General features: G+C 73.5%; 15 protein-coding genes and 1 pseudogene. 5 read left to right on the top strand and 11 right to left on the bottom strand.

The genetic code is table 11. The features are described from left to right. Positions 1–113: 113 nt before the first annotated feature. Both ACN27A_RS22295 and ACN27A_RS22290 read right to left on the bottom strand, forming a co-directional pair. Positions 114–335, bottom strand: a complete 222-nt coding sequence (locus ACN27A_RS22295; protein WP_132235357.1) for a DUF397 domain-containing protein — start codon at positions 333–335, stop codon at positions 114–116. Beyond that, positions 305–1,186: a helix-turn-helix domain-containing protein gene (locus ACN27A_RS22290; protein ID WP_132235359.1), complete on the bottom strand. Its 882-nt coding sequence runs from the start codon at positions 1,184–1,186 to the stop codon at positions 305–307. Before ACN27A_RS22290 ends, ACN27A_RS22295 begins: the two co-directional genes overlap by 31 nt. Before the next feature lie 625 nt (positions 1,187–1,811). Between ACN27A_RS22290 and ACN27A_RS22285 the strand changes: the two genes are divergently transcribed. Together ACN27A_RS22285 and ACN27A_RS22280 are read left to right on the top strand one after the other, a co-directional pair. After that, the gene (locus ACN27A_RS22285) at positions 1,812–2,099 is read left to right on the top strand and encodes a hypothetical protein (RefSeq protein ID WP_421456585.1); all 288 of its coding nucleotides are present in this window, start codon (positions 1,812–1,814) and stop codon (positions 2,097–2,099) included. A gap of 100 nt (positions 2,100–2,199) precedes the next feature. Next, the gene (locus ACN27A_RS22280) at positions 2,200–2,652 is read left to right on the top strand and encodes a hypothetical protein (RefSeq protein WP_421456583.1); all 453 of its coding nucleotides are present in this window, start codon (positions 2,200–2,202) and stop codon (positions 2,650–2,652) included. A gap of 22 nt (positions 2,653–2,674) precedes the next feature. Here ACN27A_RS22280 and ACN27A_RS22275 read toward each other — a convergent pair whose 3' ends face one another. After that, a complete protein-coding gene (locus ACN27A_RS22275) occupies positions 2,675–3,463 on the bottom strand; it encodes a PASTA domain-containing protein (protein ID WP_421456581.1) in 789 nt (262 codons plus the stop codon). A gap of 421 nt (positions 3,464–3,884) precedes the next feature. Then, the gene (locus tag ACN27A_RS22270) at positions 3,885–4,559 is read right to left on the bottom strand and encodes a PASTA domain-containing protein (RefSeq protein ID WP_421456579.1); all 675 of its coding nucleotides are present in this window, start codon (positions 4,557–4,559) and stop codon (positions 3,885–3,887) included. Between the two features lie 124 nt (positions 4,560–4,683). On the opposite strand from ACN27A_RS22270, the gene ACN27A_RS22265 reads away from it, so the two are divergent. Further along, the gene (locus tag ACN27A_RS22265) at positions 4,684–6,132 is read left to right on the top strand and encodes a hypothetical protein (RefSeq protein ID WP_421456577.1); all 1,449 of its coding nucleotides are present in this window, start codon (positions 4,684–4,686) and stop codon (positions 6,130–6,132) included. Between the two features lie 76 nt (positions 6,133–6,208). Here the strand turns inward: ACN27A_RS22265 and ACN27A_RS22260 are convergent, their stop codons facing one another. After that, a complete protein-coding gene (locus tag ACN27A_RS22260; RefSeq protein WP_311410012.1) occupies positions 6,209–7,687 on the bottom strand; it encodes a glutamate--cysteine ligase in 1,479 nt (492 codons plus the stop codon). Between the two features lie 306 nt (positions 7,688–7,993). After that, positions 7,994–8,575 carry a YceI family protein gene (locus tag ACN27A_RS22255; protein ID WP_311410011.1) on the bottom strand — a complete coding sequence of 194 codons (582 nt, stop codon included), beginning with the start codon at positions 8,573–8,575 and terminating at the stop codon, positions 7,994–7,996. Positions 8,576–8,678: 103 nt separating this feature from the next. On the opposite strand from ACN27A_RS22255, the gene ACN27A_RS22250 reads away from it, so the two are divergent. Then, on the top strand, positions 8,679–9,188 hold the full coding sequence (locus ACN27A_RS22250) for a MarR family winged helix-turn-helix transcriptional regulator (RefSeq protein ID WP_421456575.1): 510 nt from the start codon (positions 8,679–8,681) through the stop codon (positions 9,186–9,188). A 302-nt stretch (positions 9,189–9,490) separates the two neighbouring features. Here ACN27A_RS22250 and ACN27A_RS22245 read toward each other — a convergent pair. From ACN27A_RS22245 to ACN27A_RS22235, 3 genes and pseudogenes are all read right to left on the bottom strand, one after another. Then, positions 9,491–12,085: pseudogene (locus tag ACN27A_RS22245) on the bottom strand (ATP-binding protein); the annotation flags it as partial. 151 nt (positions 12,086–12,236) lie between these two features. Continuing rightward, positions 12,237–13,391, bottom strand: coding sequence for an acyl-CoA dehydrogenase family protein (locus ACN27A_RS22240; protein ID WP_121397345.1), 1,155 nt, complete (start codon positions 13,389–13,391; stop codon positions 12,237–12,239). Between the two features lie 106 nt (positions 13,392–13,497). Then, complete coding sequence (locus tag ACN27A_RS22235) at positions 13,498–15,030, bottom strand: acyl-CoA carboxylase subunit beta (RefSeq protein ID WP_421456573.1); 1,533 nt, start codon at positions 15,028–15,030, stop codon at positions 13,498–13,500. Positions 15,031–15,237: 207 nt separating this feature from the next. On the opposite strand from ACN27A_RS22235, the gene ACN27A_RS22230 reads away from it, so the two are divergent. Beyond that, the gene (locus tag ACN27A_RS22230; protein ID WP_421456572.1) at positions 15,238–15,798 is read left to right on the top strand and encodes a snapalysin family zinc-dependent metalloprotease; all 561 of its coding nucleotides are present in this window, start codon (positions 15,238–15,240) and stop codon (positions 15,796–15,798) included. Positions 15,799–15,851: 53 nt separating this feature from the next. On the opposite strand, the gene ACN27A_RS22225 is transcribed toward ACN27A_RS22230, so the two are convergent. Next, positions 15,852–16,772 carry a hydroxymethylglutaryl-CoA lyase gene (locus tag ACN27A_RS22225; protein WP_421456570.1) on the bottom strand — a complete coding sequence of 307 codons (921 nt, stop codon included), beginning with the start codon at positions 16,770–16,772 and terminating at the stop codon, positions 15,852–15,854. Between the two features lie 162 nt (positions 16,773–16,934). Continuing rightward, positions 16,935–18,302 (bottom strand): acetyl-CoA carboxylase biotin carboxylase subunit, encoded by a 1,368-nt coding sequence (locus ACN27A_RS22220; protein WP_421456568.1) that lies wholly within the window; start codon positions 18,300–18,302, stop codon positions 16,935–16,937. Positions 18,303–18,304 lie beyond the last annotated feature (2 nt).

Raw genomic sequence — 18,304 nt, 5'->3', positions numbered from 1 at the left:
ATGTGGCGACGCCGACGGCGGGACGACTTCGAGGCCGGTCCGGACGCGGGCACGACGATGCCCCCGCCCGGCTGCACTGCCGGGCGGGGGCATCGCGTCACGTTCCGGTCCCGTCAGCCCTTGTCGAACACACCGCCCCTGGCGCCGGCGACGAAGGCGTGCCAGCCACCCGGGGAGAAGACCAGGGCCGGGCCCGTCTTGTCCTTCGAGTCCCGCACGCCGACCGCCCCCGTCACGTACGCCACCTCCACGCAGTTGTCGCAGTTCGGCCCGCTCTTCGAGCTCTTGAACCACGTCGCCTGCGTCAGGTCCACGGGGAACCCGTTGGTCGCCATTTCCACATCGGCTCCTCTGCCAGTTTCGCGATGTGTGCGATGGACTCCTCAGGACGTATGGCCGCCGCTCGGATGTGATCGAAGATGAAGCTGTACTTCTGCAGTTCGTCACTCTTCTCCAGGAAGAGCCCACCCGTGGCATTCTCCGCGTACACGACATCCGGATCACCGGGCTCAGGGAAGCTGAGGATCGTGAAGGTGCCGTCCATGCCGGCGTGCGCCCCCACCGTGAAAGGCAGGATCTGGAGCGTCACGTTCGGCAGTTCCGCCACCTCGACCAGGTGTTTGAGCTGGTCACGCATTACCTCGTCCCCGCCCACCGGACGGCTCACCACCGCTTCATCGAGCACCACCCACAGATCGACCGGATCATCCTGCGTCAACAACGACTGACGGCCCAGACGGACACGCACCCGTTGCCGCACCTGTTCGGGAGTGAAGTCGGGCCGGGCGGCCCGGATCATCGCGCCCGCGTAGTCCTCGGTTTCCAGCAGCCCGGGCACCACCTGCTGCTCGTACGCCCGGATCGAACCGGCCGCCGCCTCCAGCCCGACGTACGCGCCGACCAGCACCGTGCTGTAGGGGTGCCACCAGCCCTTCTGCCGCGCCTCGCGGGCGATCTGCACCAGCTCGTCGCTCTCGGCACCCACCACGCCGTAGATCCGCAGCATGTCCCGCACGTCGCGGGGCGTCGCCGTGGTGTGGCCGGTCTCGATCCGCGAGACCTTCGACGCCGAGCACTCCAACTGCTCGGCGACCGCCTCGATGGTGATGCCGGCCGTCTCCCGCTGCCGGCGCAGTTCGGCGCCGAGGCGACGCCGCCGGATGGTGGGGCTGCGCCGCTCGCTCACGACACGACCCCGCCCGCTGGTCGGAACCACCGCCTGTCAGGCCTCACCCGGTCCACCTCCGCCTCGCCGTGCGCCACTGTCGTCACCCGCCAGGGGCGCGACCGTCGTACGGCGGGCGTCGTTCGCGGCGTGGGGTGGTGCCGGTCATCGGCCGGCCGCGACGGGCGAAACCGCTCCCAGTGTGCCGGGCATACGTGAATGGCTTCAAGCGCTGCTTTGCACGAGCCGCTCACGTATCGGCAAAAGTCGACGTGCAACTTGCATGAAGCACTTCGCTGATGCACTCTGTCCGTATGGCACGGGTTACTCACCGTCTTCGTCCGCTTCCTCGCCGTGGTGACCCCACGGACCGCGGGACGCGCGTCGGTGGGAGCGCCCGTAAGTCGACAACCAGACCTGCCCCGGGTTGATGACCTCGCCGCTGCACGCCAGTTGGCTGCGGCGGCGGGAGCGGTACCCGGAGTAGCCGAGTGTTGGTCGGGTGGCGGTTCGCCACCAGCGGATACGGCCCGACCACCACCGCCCGCAGCACAGGTCCACGAGGCACGACCCCGCCCGGGCCATCGACGTCCCCCGACCCCCCACCGCCGGCCCGCCGGCCGGCCTACCCTTCCCAGGAGCCCATGTGCTTCCCCGCTCCGGTGACGTACTGCACGTGACTCGCGCGGCGAGTGTCCAGTTCCTCAGACCCATCATGTTCCGGGTCATCCGGGTGCTGGACTGGCCGACCTACGACGGCTGGATCTGGCTCGAAGGCTACGAGTTGAACGCATCGGGGGACGCGATCAGCCGGCGGTCGATCTTCGTCCAGCGGGAGGGGCTGCGCCACCTGCGCTCGGCTCCCGAGCCGCGTCCGCACACCGTGCGCGCGCCGCGCCGGCCCACCGCCCGCACCCCGGTCCGGGTGAGCTGACCTGCGCGATCGGCAGCCGAGGGGCGTGCCGTCGCCATAGGATGAGGTACGCCCACCCCGGCACGTTTCCACCCCGCGCGTCCAGGACCCCGAACCTGGGATGGCCATGGTCAATCAGCCCGCCGCGCGGCGGCACCACCGCTCCCGTATCGCCTACGCCTTCGGACTACTGGCACTGATCGGCGCCGCCACCACACTGGTGGTCGTGGTCCGCGATCCCGCCCTCTCGTCCACCACGCGGCTGACCACCCCGGTCCCGGCACCGGAGATCACCGTGGTGGACGAGGACCCGTCCTACGACGACGTGCCGGACGCCCTCGACCCCCCGTACGCCCTGACCGGGCCGGACGAGGCGGACGCGCTCGGCGCCGCCGGCGACTCCGGACCCACCGCCGGGGCCGGGGTTCCCACGGGCTCCCCGGACGGTGCGGCACACGCCGCCCGCCCCGCGCCCGACGACGTCCGCCGTTCCCTCTTCTGGTCCGGCATCTTCGGACTGGCCATCTCACTGGCCGGGCTCGGCATGGTCGGAACGAGACGACGCATGTGGTGACGCGGCGGCGCTGGCCGGCGGCTCACCGGGTGGCGGTCGGTTCGACCGACGGCGTGACCTCGCCGGTCGGCGAGGCGGCCTCGCGAGCCACCACCAGCGTGACCTCCTCGTCCGCCGGCACCAGCTCCCCCGCCGCCGGTTCGGTGCGGATCACCGTGCCGGCCGGACGGTCCGACGTCTCGTACTCGACCCGGTGGTCCAGCCCGACGTCGTCCAGGATGGCCTGCGCCGTCTCCAGCGGCAGGTTCACCACCGGCGGCATCGGCAGTTCGGCCGGCTCCGAGGGCGTCGGGGACGCCGAGGGCGACGAGCTGGTGGGGGCCGCCGAGGTCGGCGCGGCGGTGGTCGGCGACGCCCGGGTCACCGACGGCGAGGGCGACGGCTCCGGCCCGCTCGGATCGTCGTCCGCCGACTGGAGGGCCAGCCACAGCCCGGCGCCGAGCAGGCCGAGCAGCAGCAGCACGATCACACCCCAAAGGATCGGCAGCCACCAGCGCCGCGAGTCCTGCTCCTCGGCGTACCACTCGGCCTCCGGCTGGTCGGCCGGACCGCCGGGCCGCACCTCCGCCCGGCCGGACCACGCCGCCGGCCCGGACCGCTCCGGCGGCACGGCGGCCGTACGGTCCAGCGGCGCGGTGTCGCCGGGCACCGGTCGGGTGGCGTCGCCGGCGTCCGGGGCGCTCCGGTCGGGGCGGGGCAGCGGCTGCGTACGATCGGGTTCCGGCCCGGCCGAGGGATCGCCCGACGGAGGCAGCGGGCGGGTCCGGTCGTCGTCTTCCCCGGCGGAGGGCTCTCGGCGGTCGTCGCTCATGCCGGCACTCCGCTTCGCTGCGTGCCGACATGAGGCACCACCGCACCGTGCCGATGACTCGCTCGCTGACGCTCACTCATGCCCGGCACTCCGCTTCGCTGCGTGCCGACATGAGGCACCACCGCACCGTGCCGATGACTCGCTCGCTGACGCTCACTCATGCCCGGCACTCCGCTCCGCTGCGTGCCGACATGAGGCACCACCGCACCGTGTCGATGACTCGCTCGCTGACGCTCACTCATGCCGGCACTCCGCTCCGCTGCGTGCCGACATGAGGCACCACCGCACAATGTCGATGACTCGCTCGCTGACGCTCACTCATGGCGCGTCCTCTCCCGGCCCGGGCGGGCGTCGCGGGCCCTGACCGCCAACCTAGCGGTCCCGGAGGCCATCGGCCGGGATCAGCGTGCCGGACGCTCCGTCAGGGTGTCGGGGAGGGCGAACCGCCGTCCTCCGGCGCGTCGCCGCACCAGATCGACACCTGGTCGTTCCACCGGCCCGCACCGTCGCCGGGCGGATCCTGGCGGCTGACCTTGCCGGTCCGGCCCGTCCGGTACTGCGGGTAGAAGCCCTCGTCGACGAGCTCGTCCGCCGCGTCGTCGCAGTCGTCGCCCACCACGTCCGGCACGGTGGCGGCCGGTGCCGGACCGCTCACGTAGAGCGTCACGGTGCGCCCGGGCTGCACCTCGGCGCCCACCTCCGGGGAGGTGCGCTCCACGGTCGTCCCGGTGCCACGGCCGAAGACGAGCCGCCAGCCCAGCCGCTTCTCGCGGAGCTCCTCGCGGGCGTCCGTGAAATCCTCGCCGACGACCGGCGGAACCGTCAGCCCGGCGGAGCGGCTCGGTGCGGTCGTCCGGGGAGCCGCCGCCGGCGCGGACCGGCCCGGGGTCGCTCGGGTCGTAGCGGGCGTGCTGGTCGCGGGCGGACCCTCCGCCGCCGCCGTCGGCGGGGCCGACGGATCGTCCTCGCCGGCCAGGAGCCAGCCGCCGGTCGCGCCGACGGCAGCGAGCAGCACGACGGCCAGCCCGCCCCTGAGCAGCAACGCCGACCGGTCCGGCCCGGCGCCGTCCCGCGCGCCCGTGTCCCCGTCCGTCATACGCCCACCCCGCCTCGATCACCGGCGACCGTACCCGCTCCCGTCAACGCCGGCGTCGTCGCGGTTGCCCCGGCCGGACCGCTACGACTCGCCGCGCCGACCACGGGACGTTACGCTCCCCGGCATGGCCAGACGGGGCTGGGGAGGATCGATCGCGATCGCGGTCGGCGTCGCTGCCGGCGCGGGCGCGGCCCAACTGGGCTTCGGCTACGGGCTGGGCATCATCAACTGGGCGCCGGCGGACGCGACCGCCGGCGCGACCGCCTGGGTGGCGGGCCTGATCTGGGCCACCTGGATCGCGGCCACCTCGACGGTCTTCGGCGCGGTCTGCGCGCAGCGGCTGCGCGACCGCGCCCCGGAACCGGACACCGGTCCCGCCGACGCGACTCCGGCCGGACCGGGTGGCGGCCTCCTCGGCTCCGCCGCGCTCGCCGTGGCCGCCGGGGTGGGCGCGCTGATCACCGTGCTGCTGGTGGCCGTACCGGCCCGGCAGGCGGTGGCGGTGGCCGACACCGGTTCGCCCCGGAACGTCGCGGCCGCCTACGCGGCGGTCGGCGTGCTGGTCGGTGTGCTGACGGCGGCCTGGGCGCTGCGCTCGCGGGCCGCCGCGAACAACGTGCTCGCCACCGTCGGCTGGCTCTGGCTGCTCGCCGTGATCGCCGTCGTGGACGGCGTGCTGGCCGGGCGCGGCCTGACCAGCGCCCAGCTCGGCATCTGGCAGCTCGGCCCCGACGACGGGCGGTACTGGATCCGCGACTACTTCTACTGGCCTGGCGCGCTGCTGTCCCTCGGTTCCGCGCTGGTGATCGGTGCCCTCGCGGCCCGCCGGGACGCCCGGGACCCCGACCACCGGGTCGGGGCGGCCGCCTCGGGTGCGGCCGGGCCGCTGCTCGTCGCGACCGCGTACTTCCTGGCGGTGCCGAGGCTGACCGCGATCAGCCCGGAGCAGGTGTCGGCGCACCTGATCGCGCCGTACGCGGTGATCGTCGGGGTCGGCGGCGCCGTCCTGGTCACCGTCCTCGCCCAGCGGGCCGCCCGACGGGCCGCGGCCCGGGGACCGGTGCGGGTCCCCCGCCAACGCACCGGCGAGCCCGCCGACCACCCGGGGGAACCGGCCCCGGGGCGGCACACCGCTCCGGTCGACGGCACCGACGGCGACGCCCAGGCGGCGCCCGACCGCAGCGACACCCGCACGACGCCGGGCGGCAGCGACGCCTCCACCGGGTCGGTCGGCAGTGACGCCTCCACCATGTCGGGCGGCAGCGGCACCTACACCGTGCCGGGCGGCAGTGACGCCTTCACCGGGCCAGGCGGCAGCACGCCGAGTGGGGAGCCCGTCGTGGCGGGCGGAGGGGCGTTCCGCGCCGACCGCGAACCGACGCCGGTCTCCGCCGCCGCGCGGCCCGCAGCGGCGTCCGGCACGCCGGGCGGAGAACCGGCCGCTTCGGCCCCCGGGGACGGCACGCTGGCGTCGGCGACGACCGGGGAGCCGGCCGTGCCGGAGGCCGGCGACGATCCGGCGGAACCGCAGGCCACCGGCCGCCGATCCCGCTCCGGCCGCGGACCCCGCTGACCGGCGGCCGGGCGGCGTTGGCCACTCCCACCCCGGCCCGCTGAGGGGCGTCACCGCCGCGGAGCGCCCTGCCGGGTCAGTCGACGGGCCAGGTGTGCACGGGCTCGTTGCTGCGTTGCAGCTCGGCGTAGCGCTGCACCATGTGGTGCAGGGCGGCGCCCCGGTCCATGCCGCGGTGCCGCTCGGCCGCCCAGACCGCCTCGGTCTGCCAGACCGCGCCGTTGCGGCCCGTACGGCAGCGCTGCTCGATGATGCCGAGCAGCCGGTCGCGTTCGGCCGGGGACACCCCGAACCGGTCGAGCCCAGCGGCCGCCTTGGGCAGCAGGACGTCCAGGACCAGCTTGGTCACCGGTACCTCGCCGAGGCGGGGCCAGTGCAGGACGGCGTCCATGCCGCGCCGGGCGGCGGCGTGGAAGTTCTCCTCGGCGGAGCTGAAGGTGAGCTGGCTCCAGATGGGCCGGTCGGACTCCGCCAGCCCGCGCGCCAGCCCGAAGTAGAAGGCGGCGTTGGCCAGCATGTCGACCACGGTCGGGCCGGCCGGCAGCACCCGGTTCTCCACCCGCAGGTGCGGGCGGCCGTTCATGATGTCGTAGACCGGCCGGTTCCAGCGGTAGACGGTGCCGTTGTGCAGGCGCAGCTCGCCCAGCTCCGGTACGCCGCCGCCGTGCAGGACCTCGACCGGGTCCTCGTCCTCGCAGATCGGCAGCAGCGGCGGGAAGTAGCGGACGTTCTCCTCGAAGAGGTCGAAGATCGAGGTGATCCAGCGTTCGCCGAACCAGACCCGGGGTCGTACGCCCTGCGCCTTCAGCTCGTCCGGCCGGGTGTCGGTGGCCTGTTCGAACAGGGCGATGCGGGTCTCCGCCCAGAGCTGGCGCCCGTAGAGGAAGGGCGAGTTGGCCCCGACGGCCACCTGCACACCGGCGATGGCCTGGGAGGCGTTCCAGTAGTCGGCGAAGCTGTCCGGGGCGACCTGGAGGTGGAACTGGAGGCTGGTGCAGGCGGCCTCGGGGGCGATCGAGTCGGTGTGGGTCTGGAGGCGCTCGACGCCTCGGATGTCGAGCTCGATGTCCTCGCCCCGGGCGCCGACGATCTGGTCGTTGAGCACCCGGTACCGCTCGTTGGTGGAGAGATTGTCCTCGACGAGGTGACGCTCGGTGAGGGTGGGCAGGATGCCGACCAGGACGATCTTCGCGTCCGACTTGGCGGCCCGCTCGTCGGCGCGGGAGAGGCTGCCGCGCAGGTCCTGCTCGTAGTCGGCGAAGCCGTCGCCCTCGATGAGCCGGGGCGGCGCGTTCAGCTCCAGGTTGAACTGGCCCAGCTCGGTCTGGAAGAGCGGGTCGGCGATGTCGGCGAGGATCTGGTCGTTGCGCATCGCCGGCTCGGCCGCCGAGTCGACCAGGTTCAGCTCGATCTCCAGCCCGGTCATCGGCCGGTCGGCGTCGAAGCCGAAGTCGTCAAGCATCAGGGCGAAGACGTCCAGGCACCGCCGGACCTTCTGTCGGTAACGGACCCGGTCCTCCCGGGAGAAGGCGCCCTGCTCGACGTCCCTGCCCATGTTTCCTCCCGGCGCGAGGCGCAGTCGGACCGTGCCGGCCCGGTAAGCGCGTGGTTAACCCCTCCACGTTAGGAGTGTCGGCATCGCCGGGACCAGAGGAGGTAGCGGCGGTCCCACGGCCGGGACGACCGTACTCCGGTCGGCGGACGCGCTCCCGGCGGCATCTCTACCCAGCGGCGCCGCCCGGCACCCGATCGGACCGCGAATGAGTCGTGACAAATCGCACCCGGCCGGCGGCGCTCACCCTGCGTACACGCGTCGGGCCCGCGCCGTGACGCGGCGCGGGCCCGGAAGCGGTACGGCGGATCAGGCCTGGCGGACGGCCTCGCCCTCGATCTCGATCTTGATCTTCTTGCCGACCAGCACGCCCCCGGTCTCCAGGGCGACGTTCCAGGTCAGGCCGAAGTCCTCGCGGTCGATCTCGGTGGAGGCGGAGAAGCCGAAGATGTCCTGCCCGAACGGGCTGCGGCCGACGCCCTCGAACTCGACCTCCAGGTCGACCGGGCGGGTGACGCCCTTGATGGTCAGCTCGCCGGAGAGGACGAACTCGTTGCCGTCGCGGGACTTCACGGCCGTGCTGCGGAACTCCAGGGTCGGGAAGGCCTCGGCGTCGAGGAACTCGGGGCTGCGCAGGTGCGCGTCCCGGTCGGCCTGGTTGGTGTTGATGGTGGCCGCCTGGATGGTGGCGCTGACCGAGGACTGCATCGGGTCCTCGGCGACGGTGATGGTGGCGCTGGCGTCGGCGAACTCACCGCGTACCTTGCTGACCATCATGTGCCGGGCGACGAAGCCCACGCGCTTGTGCGCGGCGTCCAGCAGGTAGGTGCCGGCGGTCGGGATCGTGAGGCCGTCCCAGTCGCGGGTAACCGGTGCGGTGCTGCTGGTCATGAAGCTGCCCTCCGTGGGGAAAGTTGTTTAGTAGCCCAACGACTGTCGCAGCAACTATAGGCACAGCAATATTCCTCGTGTCAAGTATTGCTACGATGGGCGCGTGGACCAGAACGTGTTCGACGACCCCCGGATCACCGCTGTCGGCCTGCTCGTCGAGGCGCACGCCGGGCTCTCGGCCCGGTTCGCCGCCCAGTTCGAGGAGCACGGCCTCTCACCGGTCGAGTTCGAGGTGCTGACCAGACTCGCCCGCTCACCCGGCAACCAGTTGCGGATGACCGACCTCGCCGCCCAGACCTCGCTCTCGACGAGCGGCGTCACGCGCGTGGTGGACCGGATGGAACGCGACGGGCTGCTCACCCGCCGCGCCTGCCCCTCCGACCGGCGCAGCTCGTTCGCCGTGGTCACCGCCACCGGCCTGCAACGCCTCGACGAGACCCTGCCCGGGCACCTACGGATCATCGAGCAGTGGTTCACCGGCCAGCTCGACCCGGCGGCCCTGGACGCCCTACTCGACGGGCTGCGCCGGGTCCGGGACGCGGTGCACCCCGGCGCCACCGCCGGAAGCACCGGGTCCGCCGCCGACTGCGACGAGACGGTCACGTCCTCGTGACCCGTTCCCGGGGCCCGCTCGGCACCGGCAGAAAGAGCGGCAGAACTGCCGCGCCCACGGGACGATAGACGTTCAAACCGGACGGGACCGCGTGCGGGCGGTGGCTAGTCTTCGGGCAGTGGGGACGCACCGGGGGGTGATGGCGCGGGCGACGAGCGAGGGGTAGCAAGAGGGGCTTCGTCGCCCGCGTCACCCCCGGTCGCTCTGCGCAACGCCCTCCACTCGCTCTGCGCAACGCCCTCCAGGTGACGACCGACGCCGTCGCCGACGGGCCACCCGCTCCGGCCCGCCCGCCACGGGCGCAGTTGCTCCTCCTCCTGCGGCAGCAGCCGGACGCCGCTCTGCCGGCAGGCCCGGTCGAGACGGTCCAGCACGCCGGGGTCGCCCGAGCTGGCGGCCAGCCCCACCAGCGCCTCCACCACGTCACGCCGGTCCTGGCCGTCGACACCCGCTTCCGCCGCGGCGGCGAACCACTCCGCCGCCAGCTCACGGTCGCCCCGGCACAGGGCCAGGTTCCCCTCGATCAGCGCGCAGATCCCGTCCTCCGGGCGCGCCCCGGGCGTCGGCGCACCCGGCGGGTGCCCGGGCGACCAGACCTCCTCGGCGCGGGGCACCGGGGGTGGGCGCAGCTCGGCCAGCACCTCGGCCGCCTCGGCGGACCGGCCGTCGCGGGCCAGCGCCAGTCCCACCGTGCCGAGCACCCGGCGCCGGTGGCCCGGATCGCCGAGGTCCGCCAGCGCCGCCACCACCCGCCGGCCCTGGTCGACGGCGTCGGCGTAGCGGCCCTCCAGGCGGGACACCTCGGCGAGGTTGGCCCGCGCGAGCACCCGCAGCCGCTGCTCCCCGCCCTGCGCGGCGAGCCGGTCGACCGTGGCCAGCCGGCGCCGGGCGGCCGCCAGGTCACCGACCCGGATGTCGTGCCAGGCGAGGTTGTTCTGCGCCACCGTCACGTCGCGGGCCCGCCCGTGCCGGACGGCCAGCGCGAGCACCGCCTCGGCCTGCGTACGCGCCTCGTCGTGCTCGCCGAGGGCGATCAGCAGCGCGCAGAGCACCGAGCGCGCCTCCAACTCCCCGGTGACGTCGCCCGCGTCCCGGAACGCGGCCAACGCCCGCCGCGCGGCCGGCAGCTCCTCTGCCCCGGCGCCGTGCTCGGCGGCGAGTCGGGCCACCCCGAGGAACGCCCACGCCCTCAGCACCGGATCGACATCGGCGGTACGCGGATCCGCCAGCAGGCGCCGGAGCCACTGCCTGCCGGGGACGTCGCGCCCCCGGAACCGCCACCACCGCGACAGCGCCGCCGCCAACCGCAGCGCGGTCAACGGGTCGTCGACGGCGGCGTGTGCCAGGGCGGAGCTGATGTCGCCGGACACCTCGTCCAGGCGGTGCACCGCCGCCGGCAGGTTGGCCCCGACCAGCTCCGGTGCGGTCCGCGCCACCAGCCGGGCGACGACCTGTGCGTGCCGCCGCCGGATCGCGGTCAGCTCGCCCGCGCCGGTCGCCTGCTCCGCGGCGAAGTCCCGTACGGCGTCGAGCAGGCGGAAGCGGAAGGGCCCGGCGCCCCGCACGCTGAGCAGACCGAGTTCGACGAGCCGGTCGAGCAGCGGCACCGGGTCCACGACCACCGTCCCGTCCCGGTCGGCGGGGTCGGCGAGCATCTCCTCGGCCAGTTCGACCGACCAGCGGTTGCCGAACGCGGCGAGCCGGCGCAACGCGGCCCGCTCGTCGGGGGCGAGGAGGCGGTAACTGACGGCCACCGCGTCGCGCAGGGTCTCCGCCACCGCCGCCCGTGGGCGCTCCGGACGGCCCCGCTCCGTGCTGTCCCAGCCCGGCCGCCCGGCCGCCCCCGACGAGGTGGTCAGGTCGAGGACGCGGTCGCCGTACCGGTCGAGCAGCTCGTTGAGGTCGAGGATCCGGCCCCGGGCCGCCATCAGCTCGATGGCGAGCGGGAGCCCGCCCAGTCGGCGTACCAGGGCGGCGAGGGCGGGCAGCTCGGCGGGGCCGGGCGGCTCCCGGCGGACCTGGGCGAGCCGGGCGGTGAAGAGAGCCACGGCGGGATAGTCGGCAAGCGCCGCCGGGCCCTCCCGCTCGCTACCCGGCGGCGGCACGTCGAGCGGGGCGACCGGCCACACCCGCTCCCCGGGCAGGCCGACCGGGTGCCGTCCGGTGACCAGCACCCGCAGCGACGGCACCGCCCCGGCGAGCCGGTGCACCGTCTCGGCGACCGCGTCGGGGGCCCGCTCGGCCGCGTCCACGAGCAGCAGCGCCGGCCGGCCGGCGAGGCGGGCGGTCAGCTCGGGCAGCCGGGCGACGCCGAAGACGGCGACCGAGGCGGCGAGCACGTCGGCGGCGTCCGAGCCCTCGCCGATGAGCACTCCGGCCGCCCCGCCGGGATGGTCGTCGGCGACCGCGTGGACCACCGAGAGGGCCAGGGCGGTCTTGCCCACGCCGGCCAGCCCGACCAGGCTGGCCAGCCGGGGGCCGCGCCCGTCGGTGAACAACCCGACCAGCTCGGTCAGGTCACGGTCCCGGCCGACCAGCACGACCGGGGGCGGGAGCGCGGCCGGCGTACCGGCGTGGTGGTCGAGGCCGACGCGGGCCGGCGGGGCGCCGCGGGGGCTGGCCGGCGCGGCGGCCGGGACCGGCCCCCGGGCGGCGGCCAGGAACGCCGACCGGACGGCTCCGGCCAGCTCCAGCGCGCCGGCGAGCAGCTCGACAGTGGTGCGCTGCGGCCGGGAGGAGCGGCCCCGCTCCAGGTCGCGGACGGTCCGGATGCCCACGCCGGCCCGGCCCGCCAGCTCGGCCTGGGTCAGGCCGGCGGCGAGCCGGTGCCCACGCAACAGCTCCGGCAGCCCGGTACGACCGCCCGGATGCGGCGAACGATCATGAACCGGCGTCATGGGCAGGAAGGGTACGGACGGGGTACGACCGACGGCAGCCGAGCGTCGCCCTGCCGACGCCCCGGCGCGGATATCCGACAGCGGGCCGGTCACACCGGGCGGGCCCGGTGGCGCGGAGGCGGCTGCCTCGACGCCACCGGACCCGTCGCCGTCACATGCCCAGATCGCGCGCGATGATCATGCGCTGCACCTCGGACGTGCCCTCGCCGATCTCCAGGATCTTGGAGTCGCGCCAGAAGCGGGCCACCGGGTACTCGTTCATGAAGCCGTAGCCACCGTGGATCTGGGTGGCCTCGCGGGCGTTGTCCACGGCGATGGTGCTGGCGTGCAGCTTGGCGATGGCGGCCTGCCGCTTGAACGGCTCGCCGGCGAGCATCCGCGCGGCGGCGTCGTAGTAGGCCAGCCGGGCGGTGTGCGCCTTCATCTCCATGTCGGCGATCTTGAACTGGATCGCCTGGTAGTTGCCGATCGGCTGGCCGAACGCCTGGCGCTCCTTCGCGTACCGGATCGACTCGTCGACGCAGCCCTGGGCGAGGCCGACGGCCAGGGCGGCGATGGCGATCCGCCCCTCGTCGAGGATGCGCAGGAACTGGGCGAAGCCCCGACCGCGCTCGCCGAGCAGGTTCGCCGCCGGCACCCGGCAGTCGTCGAAGGTCAGCTCGTGCGTGTCCGAGGCGTTCCAGCCGACCTTCGAGTAGCCCGGCGCGACGGTGAAACCCGGCGTACCCGAGGGGACGATGATCGTGGACAGCTCCTTGGCACCGTCCGGGCGGGTGCCGGTGACCGCGGTGACGGTGACCAGCGCCGTGATGTCGGTGCCCGAGTTGGTGATGAACGCCTTGGAGCCGTTGATCACCCATTCGTCCGTCGACTCGTCGAGCACCGCGCGGGTCTGGGTGCCGCCGGCGTCCGATCCGGTGCCCGGCTCGGTCAGCCCGAAGCCGGCCAGCGCCTCGCCGCTGAGCAGCTTCGGCAGCCACGTCGCCTTCTGCTCGTCGGTGCCGAAGCGGTAGATCGGCATCGCGCCCAGCGAGACCGCCGCCTCCAGGGTGATGGCGACGCTGGAGTCGACGCGGGCCAGCTCCTCCAGCGCGAGGCAGAGCGCGAAGTAGTCGCCGCCCATGCCGCCGTGCTCCTCGGCGAAGGGCAGGCCGAACAGGCCCATCTTGCCCATCTGCCGGATCACCTCGTACGGGAAGGTGTGCTTCTCGTAGTGCTCCGCGATGACCGGGGCGACCACCTCGCGCGCGAATTCCCGCACGCTCTCCCGCAGCGCCTCTTGCTCCTCGGTGAGCCGGAAGTCCATGGAATCCTCCTGTGTGGATGGGCCGCCGGGCGCTCGTGACGCCGGGAACGGTCGGGTCGCAGGTGCGGTGCGGGCCCGCGCCGGCCGGGTGGGGCCGGCGGCGGGATCAGACCGGGGTGACGCCGTGCCGGCGCCGGGAGAAGTGCCGCTCCTTGGTGCGGGCGGCGGCGAACCGGCGGACCAGCTCGGCGCGCAGCTCGTGCGGCTCGACGATCGCGTCGACGACCAGCTCGCTGGCGAGCCGGACCACGTCGATGTCGCGCTCGTACTCCTCGCGCTTCGCGGCGACGAACGCGGCCCGTTCCGCCTCGTCCTCGATCGCCGCGATCTTGTTGGCGTAGACCGCGTTGACCGCCGCCTCCGCGCCCATCACGGCGATCTTGGCGGTGGGCAGCGCGATCGTGGCGTCCGGCTCGAAGCCGGGGCCGGCCATCGCGTAGAGGCCTGCGCCGTACGCCTTGCGGACCACCACGCAGATCTTGGGTACGGTCGCCTCCGAGATCGCGGTGATCATCTTGGCGCCGTGCCGGATGATGCCCTGCTTCTCCACCGCGCTGCCGACCATGAACCCGGGCACGTCGGAGAGGAAGAGCAGCGGCACGTTGAACGCGTCGCAGAGCTGCACGAAGCGGGTCGCCTTGTCGGCCGAGTCGACGAAGAGCACGCCGCCCTTGAACATCGAGTTGTTGCCGACCACGCCGACGACCTCGCCGTTCAGCCGGCCGAAGCCGATGGTCAACTCCTTGGCCCAGAGCGCCTGGATCTCGAAGAAGGAGCCGTCGTCGAGCAGGCCCTTGACGTACCGCCGCATGTCGAACGCCTGCCGCTCGCTCGCCGGCACCAGCGCGGCCAGGTCGGCCTTCTCCGGCGCCGCGACGGCGGGCGCGGCCGGCGGGGCCTGCGTCCAGTTCCCCGGCAGGTAGGACAGGTAGCGCCGCACCACGTCGAGGGCGTCGGCCTCGGTCTTGCAGAGGAAGTGCCCGACGCCGGACTCGGCGCAGTGCACCTTGGCGCCGCCCATGGCCTCCAGCGTGGTCTTCTCGCCGGTGACCATCTCGACCATCCGGTCGGAGCCGAGGTACATGCTGGCGTTGCCGTCGACCATGGCGACCACGTCGCAGAACGCCGGGATGTACGCCCCGCCGGCCGCGCTCGGCCCGAACAGCGCGCAGACCTGCGGGATGGAGCCGGAGGCGCGGACCTGGTTCCAGAAGATCTTGCCGGCGCCGCGGCGGCCGGGGAAGAGGTCGACCTGGTCGGTGATCCGGGCGCCGGCCGAGTCGACCAGGTAGACCATCGGCACGCTCGTCGAGTAGGCCCGCTCGATGATCCGGATGATCTTCTCGACGGTGCGGGCGCCCCAGCTGCCGGCCTTGACCGTGGAGTCGTTCGCCATCAGGCAGACCGGGCGGCCGTCGATGGTGGCGGTGCCGGTCACCACGCCGTCGGCGGGGAGGCCCTCCGCCATCGCGTTGGCGTAGAGGCCGTCCTCGACGAAGGAGCCCTCGTCGACCAGGAGCGCGACCCGCTCCCGGGCGAAGAGCTTGCCCTTGGCGGCGTTCGCCGCGTGGTACTTGTCCGCACCGCCGGCCCGGGCCCGCTTGCGCAGCTGCTCCAGTGCCTCACCGTCGAGCGTCACGCCGACTCCCTCGCCACCTGAGCCGGTCACCTCACGGGCGGACCGACTGACCTGAACGATCGTTAGGCTAGCGCATCCCCCCGCCCCCCGGCGAGCCACGGCCGACGGGGGAGACGCCACCCGACCCCACCCGGTCGAGAAGCATTGAAAATCATGAATTTACGGGGCTACGCTCCTGACACCCCTCCTCCCGGATTGGAGTCAGCGATGACCTCACGGCTCAACCGGCTCGCGGTCGCGTTCGTCGCGACGGCACTGGCCACCCTCGGCGTCACGGTCGCCAGCCCGTCACCCGCCAGCGCCGCCATGACCATCTGCTACAACACCAGCCAGGCGGGGAGCTTCGCCGGCACCGCCAACCAGGCCGCCTCGATCTGGAACAACGCCACGTCGAACCTGACGCTCACGGCGAACTGCGGCTCCAACCTGCGGATCTACCAGATCACCGGCGGCGGCTCGTACGCCGTCCGGACCAGCCTCGGCAACGGGCGGGTCTACATCGACACGCAGCAGGCCCAGCAGTACAGCCCGCTGCGGATCATGACCCACGAGATCGGGCACATCCTCGGCCTGCCCGACAACTACAACGGCAACTGCGCGCTGCTGATGTCCGGCGGCAGCGCCGGCACCAGCTGCACGAACCCGTACCCGAGCACCACCGAGGCGAACCGGGTGACCAGCCTCTTCGCCGGCACCCTCAGCACCAACCGCGCCGGGTCGCAGATCTTCCAGGACAGCTGGCCGGCCGCGCCCGCCACGGTGGGCTGACCGACCGCGCACGACGGAGGGGCCGGCGTCGTGCCGGCCCCTCCCGCGTGTGGTCAGCCCGGCAGCGGCGTCAGCCGGGTACGCGGGCCCGCGCGGAGCACCCCCGACGGGAGCCGCTTGCCGACCAGCTCCTCGGCCAGCTCGGCCACCTCGACCAGGGCGTCCAGGTCGATGCCGGTCTCCATGCCCATGTCGTGCAGCATGTGCACCGCCTCCTCGGTGGCGAGGTTGCCGCTGGCCCCCGGCGCGTACGGGCAGCCGCCGAGGCCGCCGACGCTGGCGTCGAACTCGGTCACGCCCAGCTCCAGCGCGGTGAGCATGTTGGCCAGCGCGGTGCCCCGGGTGTTGTGGAAGTGCAGCAGCACGGGGACGTGCGCGTTACGGTCGCGTACCGCCGTCAGCAGCTCGCGGACGCGTCGGGGCGTACCCATGCCGGTGGTGTCGCCGAAGGCCACCCGGTCGGCGCCGTCGCGGACCACCCGGTCCACGATGGCCGCCACCCGGGCCGGGTCGGTGTCCCCCTCGTACGGGCAGCCGAAGCTGGTCGCCACGATCACCTCGGCCTGCGCGCCGGCGCCGTGCAGCAGGTCGATCAGCTCGGCGATGTCGTCCAGCGACTCGTCGGTGGAGCGGTTGACGTTGCGCCGGTTGTGCGTGTCGCTGGCCGAGACCACCACCTCGATCTCGGTGAAGCCGGCGGCCAGGGCCCGCTGCGCGCCCCGGGTGTTCGGCACCAGCGCCGAGTAGCGCACGCCGTCGGCCTTCGCGGCCCGCTGCCACACCTCGTCGGCGTCGGCCATCTGCGGGATCGCCTTCGGGTGCACGAACGAGACGGCCTCGATCCGCTGCACGCCGGTGCCGGAGAGGGCGTCGAGCAGCCGCACCTTGGCCTCGGTCGGGATCGGCTCCTCGTTCTGGAGCCCGTCGCGCGGCCCGACCTCCCGGATCGACACGGAGTTCGGCATTTCCGCCATAAGGGGTCACCTCACTGTGACGCAGAGCTTGTGCTGGGTCCCCCCAGCCTCCCACCCACCCGGCCCGTTCCGCACCCAGCGGCGTCGATCATGAGGTTGACCGCGACGACAGCGGCGAACCGCACGGCCAACCTCATGATCGACGCGGCGGACCCGCAGGGGTCAGCGCATTCGGGTGACGATGGCGGTGTCGTAGTCGCCGGAGAGGAATTCCTCGTTCTCCAGGAGTTCGGCGAAGAAGGGGAGGTTGTTCTTCGGGCCGGCCAGGTCGAAGGCGGCGACCGCCGCCCGGGCCCGCTCGATCGCCTCGGCGCGGGTGGCGCCGTTGACGATGAGCTTGGCCATCAGGCTGTCGTAGAACGGGGTGACGGTGTTGCCCTCGACGTAGCCCGAGTCCACCCGGACGCCCTCGCCGGTCGGCTCCACCCAGGTCCTGATCACGCCGGGGCCGGGCAGGAAGCGCTTCGGGTCCTCGGCGTTGATCCGCAGCTCGATGGCGTGCCCGCGCGGGGCGAGCGCGTCCGGGTCGAAGGTCGGCGCCAGGCCGGCGGCCACCCGCAGCTGCTCCTCGACCAGGTCGACGCCGTAGACCAGCTCGGTGACCGGGTGCTCCACCTGGAGCCGCGTGTTCATCTCCAGGAAGAAGAACTCTTCGGAGTCGGGGCCGTCACCCTCGGCGTCCCGCTGACGCGGGACCAGCAGGCACTCCACGGTGCCCGCGTTGCGGTAGCCCACCGCCTCGCCGGCGCGCACGGCGGCGGCCAGGATGCGCTCGCGCAGCTCCGGGGAGACCGCCGGCGACGGCGACTCCTCGACCAGCTTCTGGTTGCGCCGCTGCACCGAGCACTCCCGCTCGCCGAGGGCGACCACCCGGCCGTCGGCCAGGCCGAGGATCTGCACCTCGACGTGGCGCACCCGGGGGAAGTACCGCTCGATCAGCACCGAGCCGTCGCCGAACATCCGCTCGGCGAAGGAGCGAACCTTGTCGTACTCGGTGCGCAGCGCGGCCTCGTCGGTCGCCACGCCCATGCCCATGCCGCCGCCACCGGCCGCGGCCTTGACCATCACCGGGTAGCCGATCTCCGCCGCCGCGACGACCGCCGCGTCGAGGTCGGCCGCCGGGTCGGTGGTGCCGGGCGCGACCGGCACGCCGGCCGCCGCCATCAGGTTCCGGGCGTTGATCTTGTCGCCCATCGCGGTGATCGCGTCCGCGCCGGGCCCGACCCAGATCAGCCCGCTCGCCTCGACGGTACGGGCGAAGTCGGCGTTCTCCGACAGGAAGCCGTAGCCGGGGTGGATGGCCTGCGCGCCTGTCGACTTGGCGGCGGCGAGGATGGCCTCGACGTTGCGGTAGCTCTGGGCCGGGTTGGCCGGACCCACGCACACCGCCTCGTCGGCCTCCGTCACGAACGGCAGGTCGGCGTCGGCCTCGGAGTGCACCGCGATCGCGCGGATGCCGAGCCGCCTGGCGGTCCGGATGATCCGGCGGGCGATCTCGCCCCGGTTGGCGACCAGCAGCGACTCGATCATGT

Origin of the sequence: Micromonospora sp. WMMD737 (assembly GCF_049179055.1) — a bacterium.
Lineage (GTDB): Bacteria > Actinomycetota > Actinomycetes > Mycobacteriales > Micromonosporaceae > Micromonospora > Micromonospora reichwaldensis.
Note: the sequence above shows the minus strand (reverse complement) of the source record. Positions and strands in the feature narration are given on the sequence as shown.

Excerpts from the sequence above, each read along its gene's own strand:
- ACN27A_RS22225 (WP_421456570.1), bottom strand. The coding sequence starts at position 16,772 with ATGGCGGAAATGCCGAACTCCGTGTCGATCCGGGAGGTCGGGCCGCGC.
- ACN27A_RS22265 (WP_421456577.1), top strand. The coding sequence starts at position 4,684 with ATGGCCAGACGGGGCTGGGGAGGATCGATCGCGATCGCGGTCGGCGTC.
- ACN27A_RS22280 (WP_421456583.1), top strand. The coding sequence starts at position 2,200 with ATGGCCATGGTCAATCAGCCCGCCGCGCGGCGGCACCACCGCTCCCGT.
- ACN27A_RS22230 (WP_421456572.1), top strand. The coding sequence starts at position 15,238 with ATGACCTCACGGCTCAACCGGCTCGCGGTCGCGTTCGTCGCGACGGCA.
- ACN27A_RS22220 (WP_421456568.1), bottom strand. The coding sequence starts at position 18,302 with ATGATCGAGTCGCTGCTGGTCGCCAACCGGGGCGAGATCGCCCGCCGG.
- ACN27A_RS22260 (WP_311410012.1), bottom strand. The coding sequence starts at position 7,687 with ATGGGCAGGGACGTCGAGCAGGGCGCCTTCTCCCGGGAGGACCGGGTC.
- ACN27A_RS22240 (WP_121397345.1), bottom strand. The coding sequence starts at position 13,391 with ATGGACTTCCGGCTCACCGAGGAGCAAGAGGCGCTGCGGGAGAGCGTG.
- ACN27A_RS22275 (WP_421456581.1), bottom strand. The coding sequence starts at position 3,463 with ATGAGCGACGACCGCCGAGAGCCCTCCGCCGGGGAAGACGACGACCGG.
- ACN27A_RS22295 (WP_132235357.1), bottom strand. The coding sequence starts at position 335 with ATGGCGACCAACGGGTTCCCCGTGGACCTGACGCAGGCGACGTGGTTC.
- ACN27A_RS22255 (WP_311410011.1), bottom strand. The coding sequence starts at position 8,575 with ATGACCAGCAGCACCGCACCGGTTACCCGCGACTGGGACGGCCTCACG.
- ACN27A_RS22270 (WP_421456579.1), bottom strand. The coding sequence starts at position 4,559 with ATGACGGACGGGGACACGGGCGCGCGGGACGGCGCCGGGCCGGACCGG.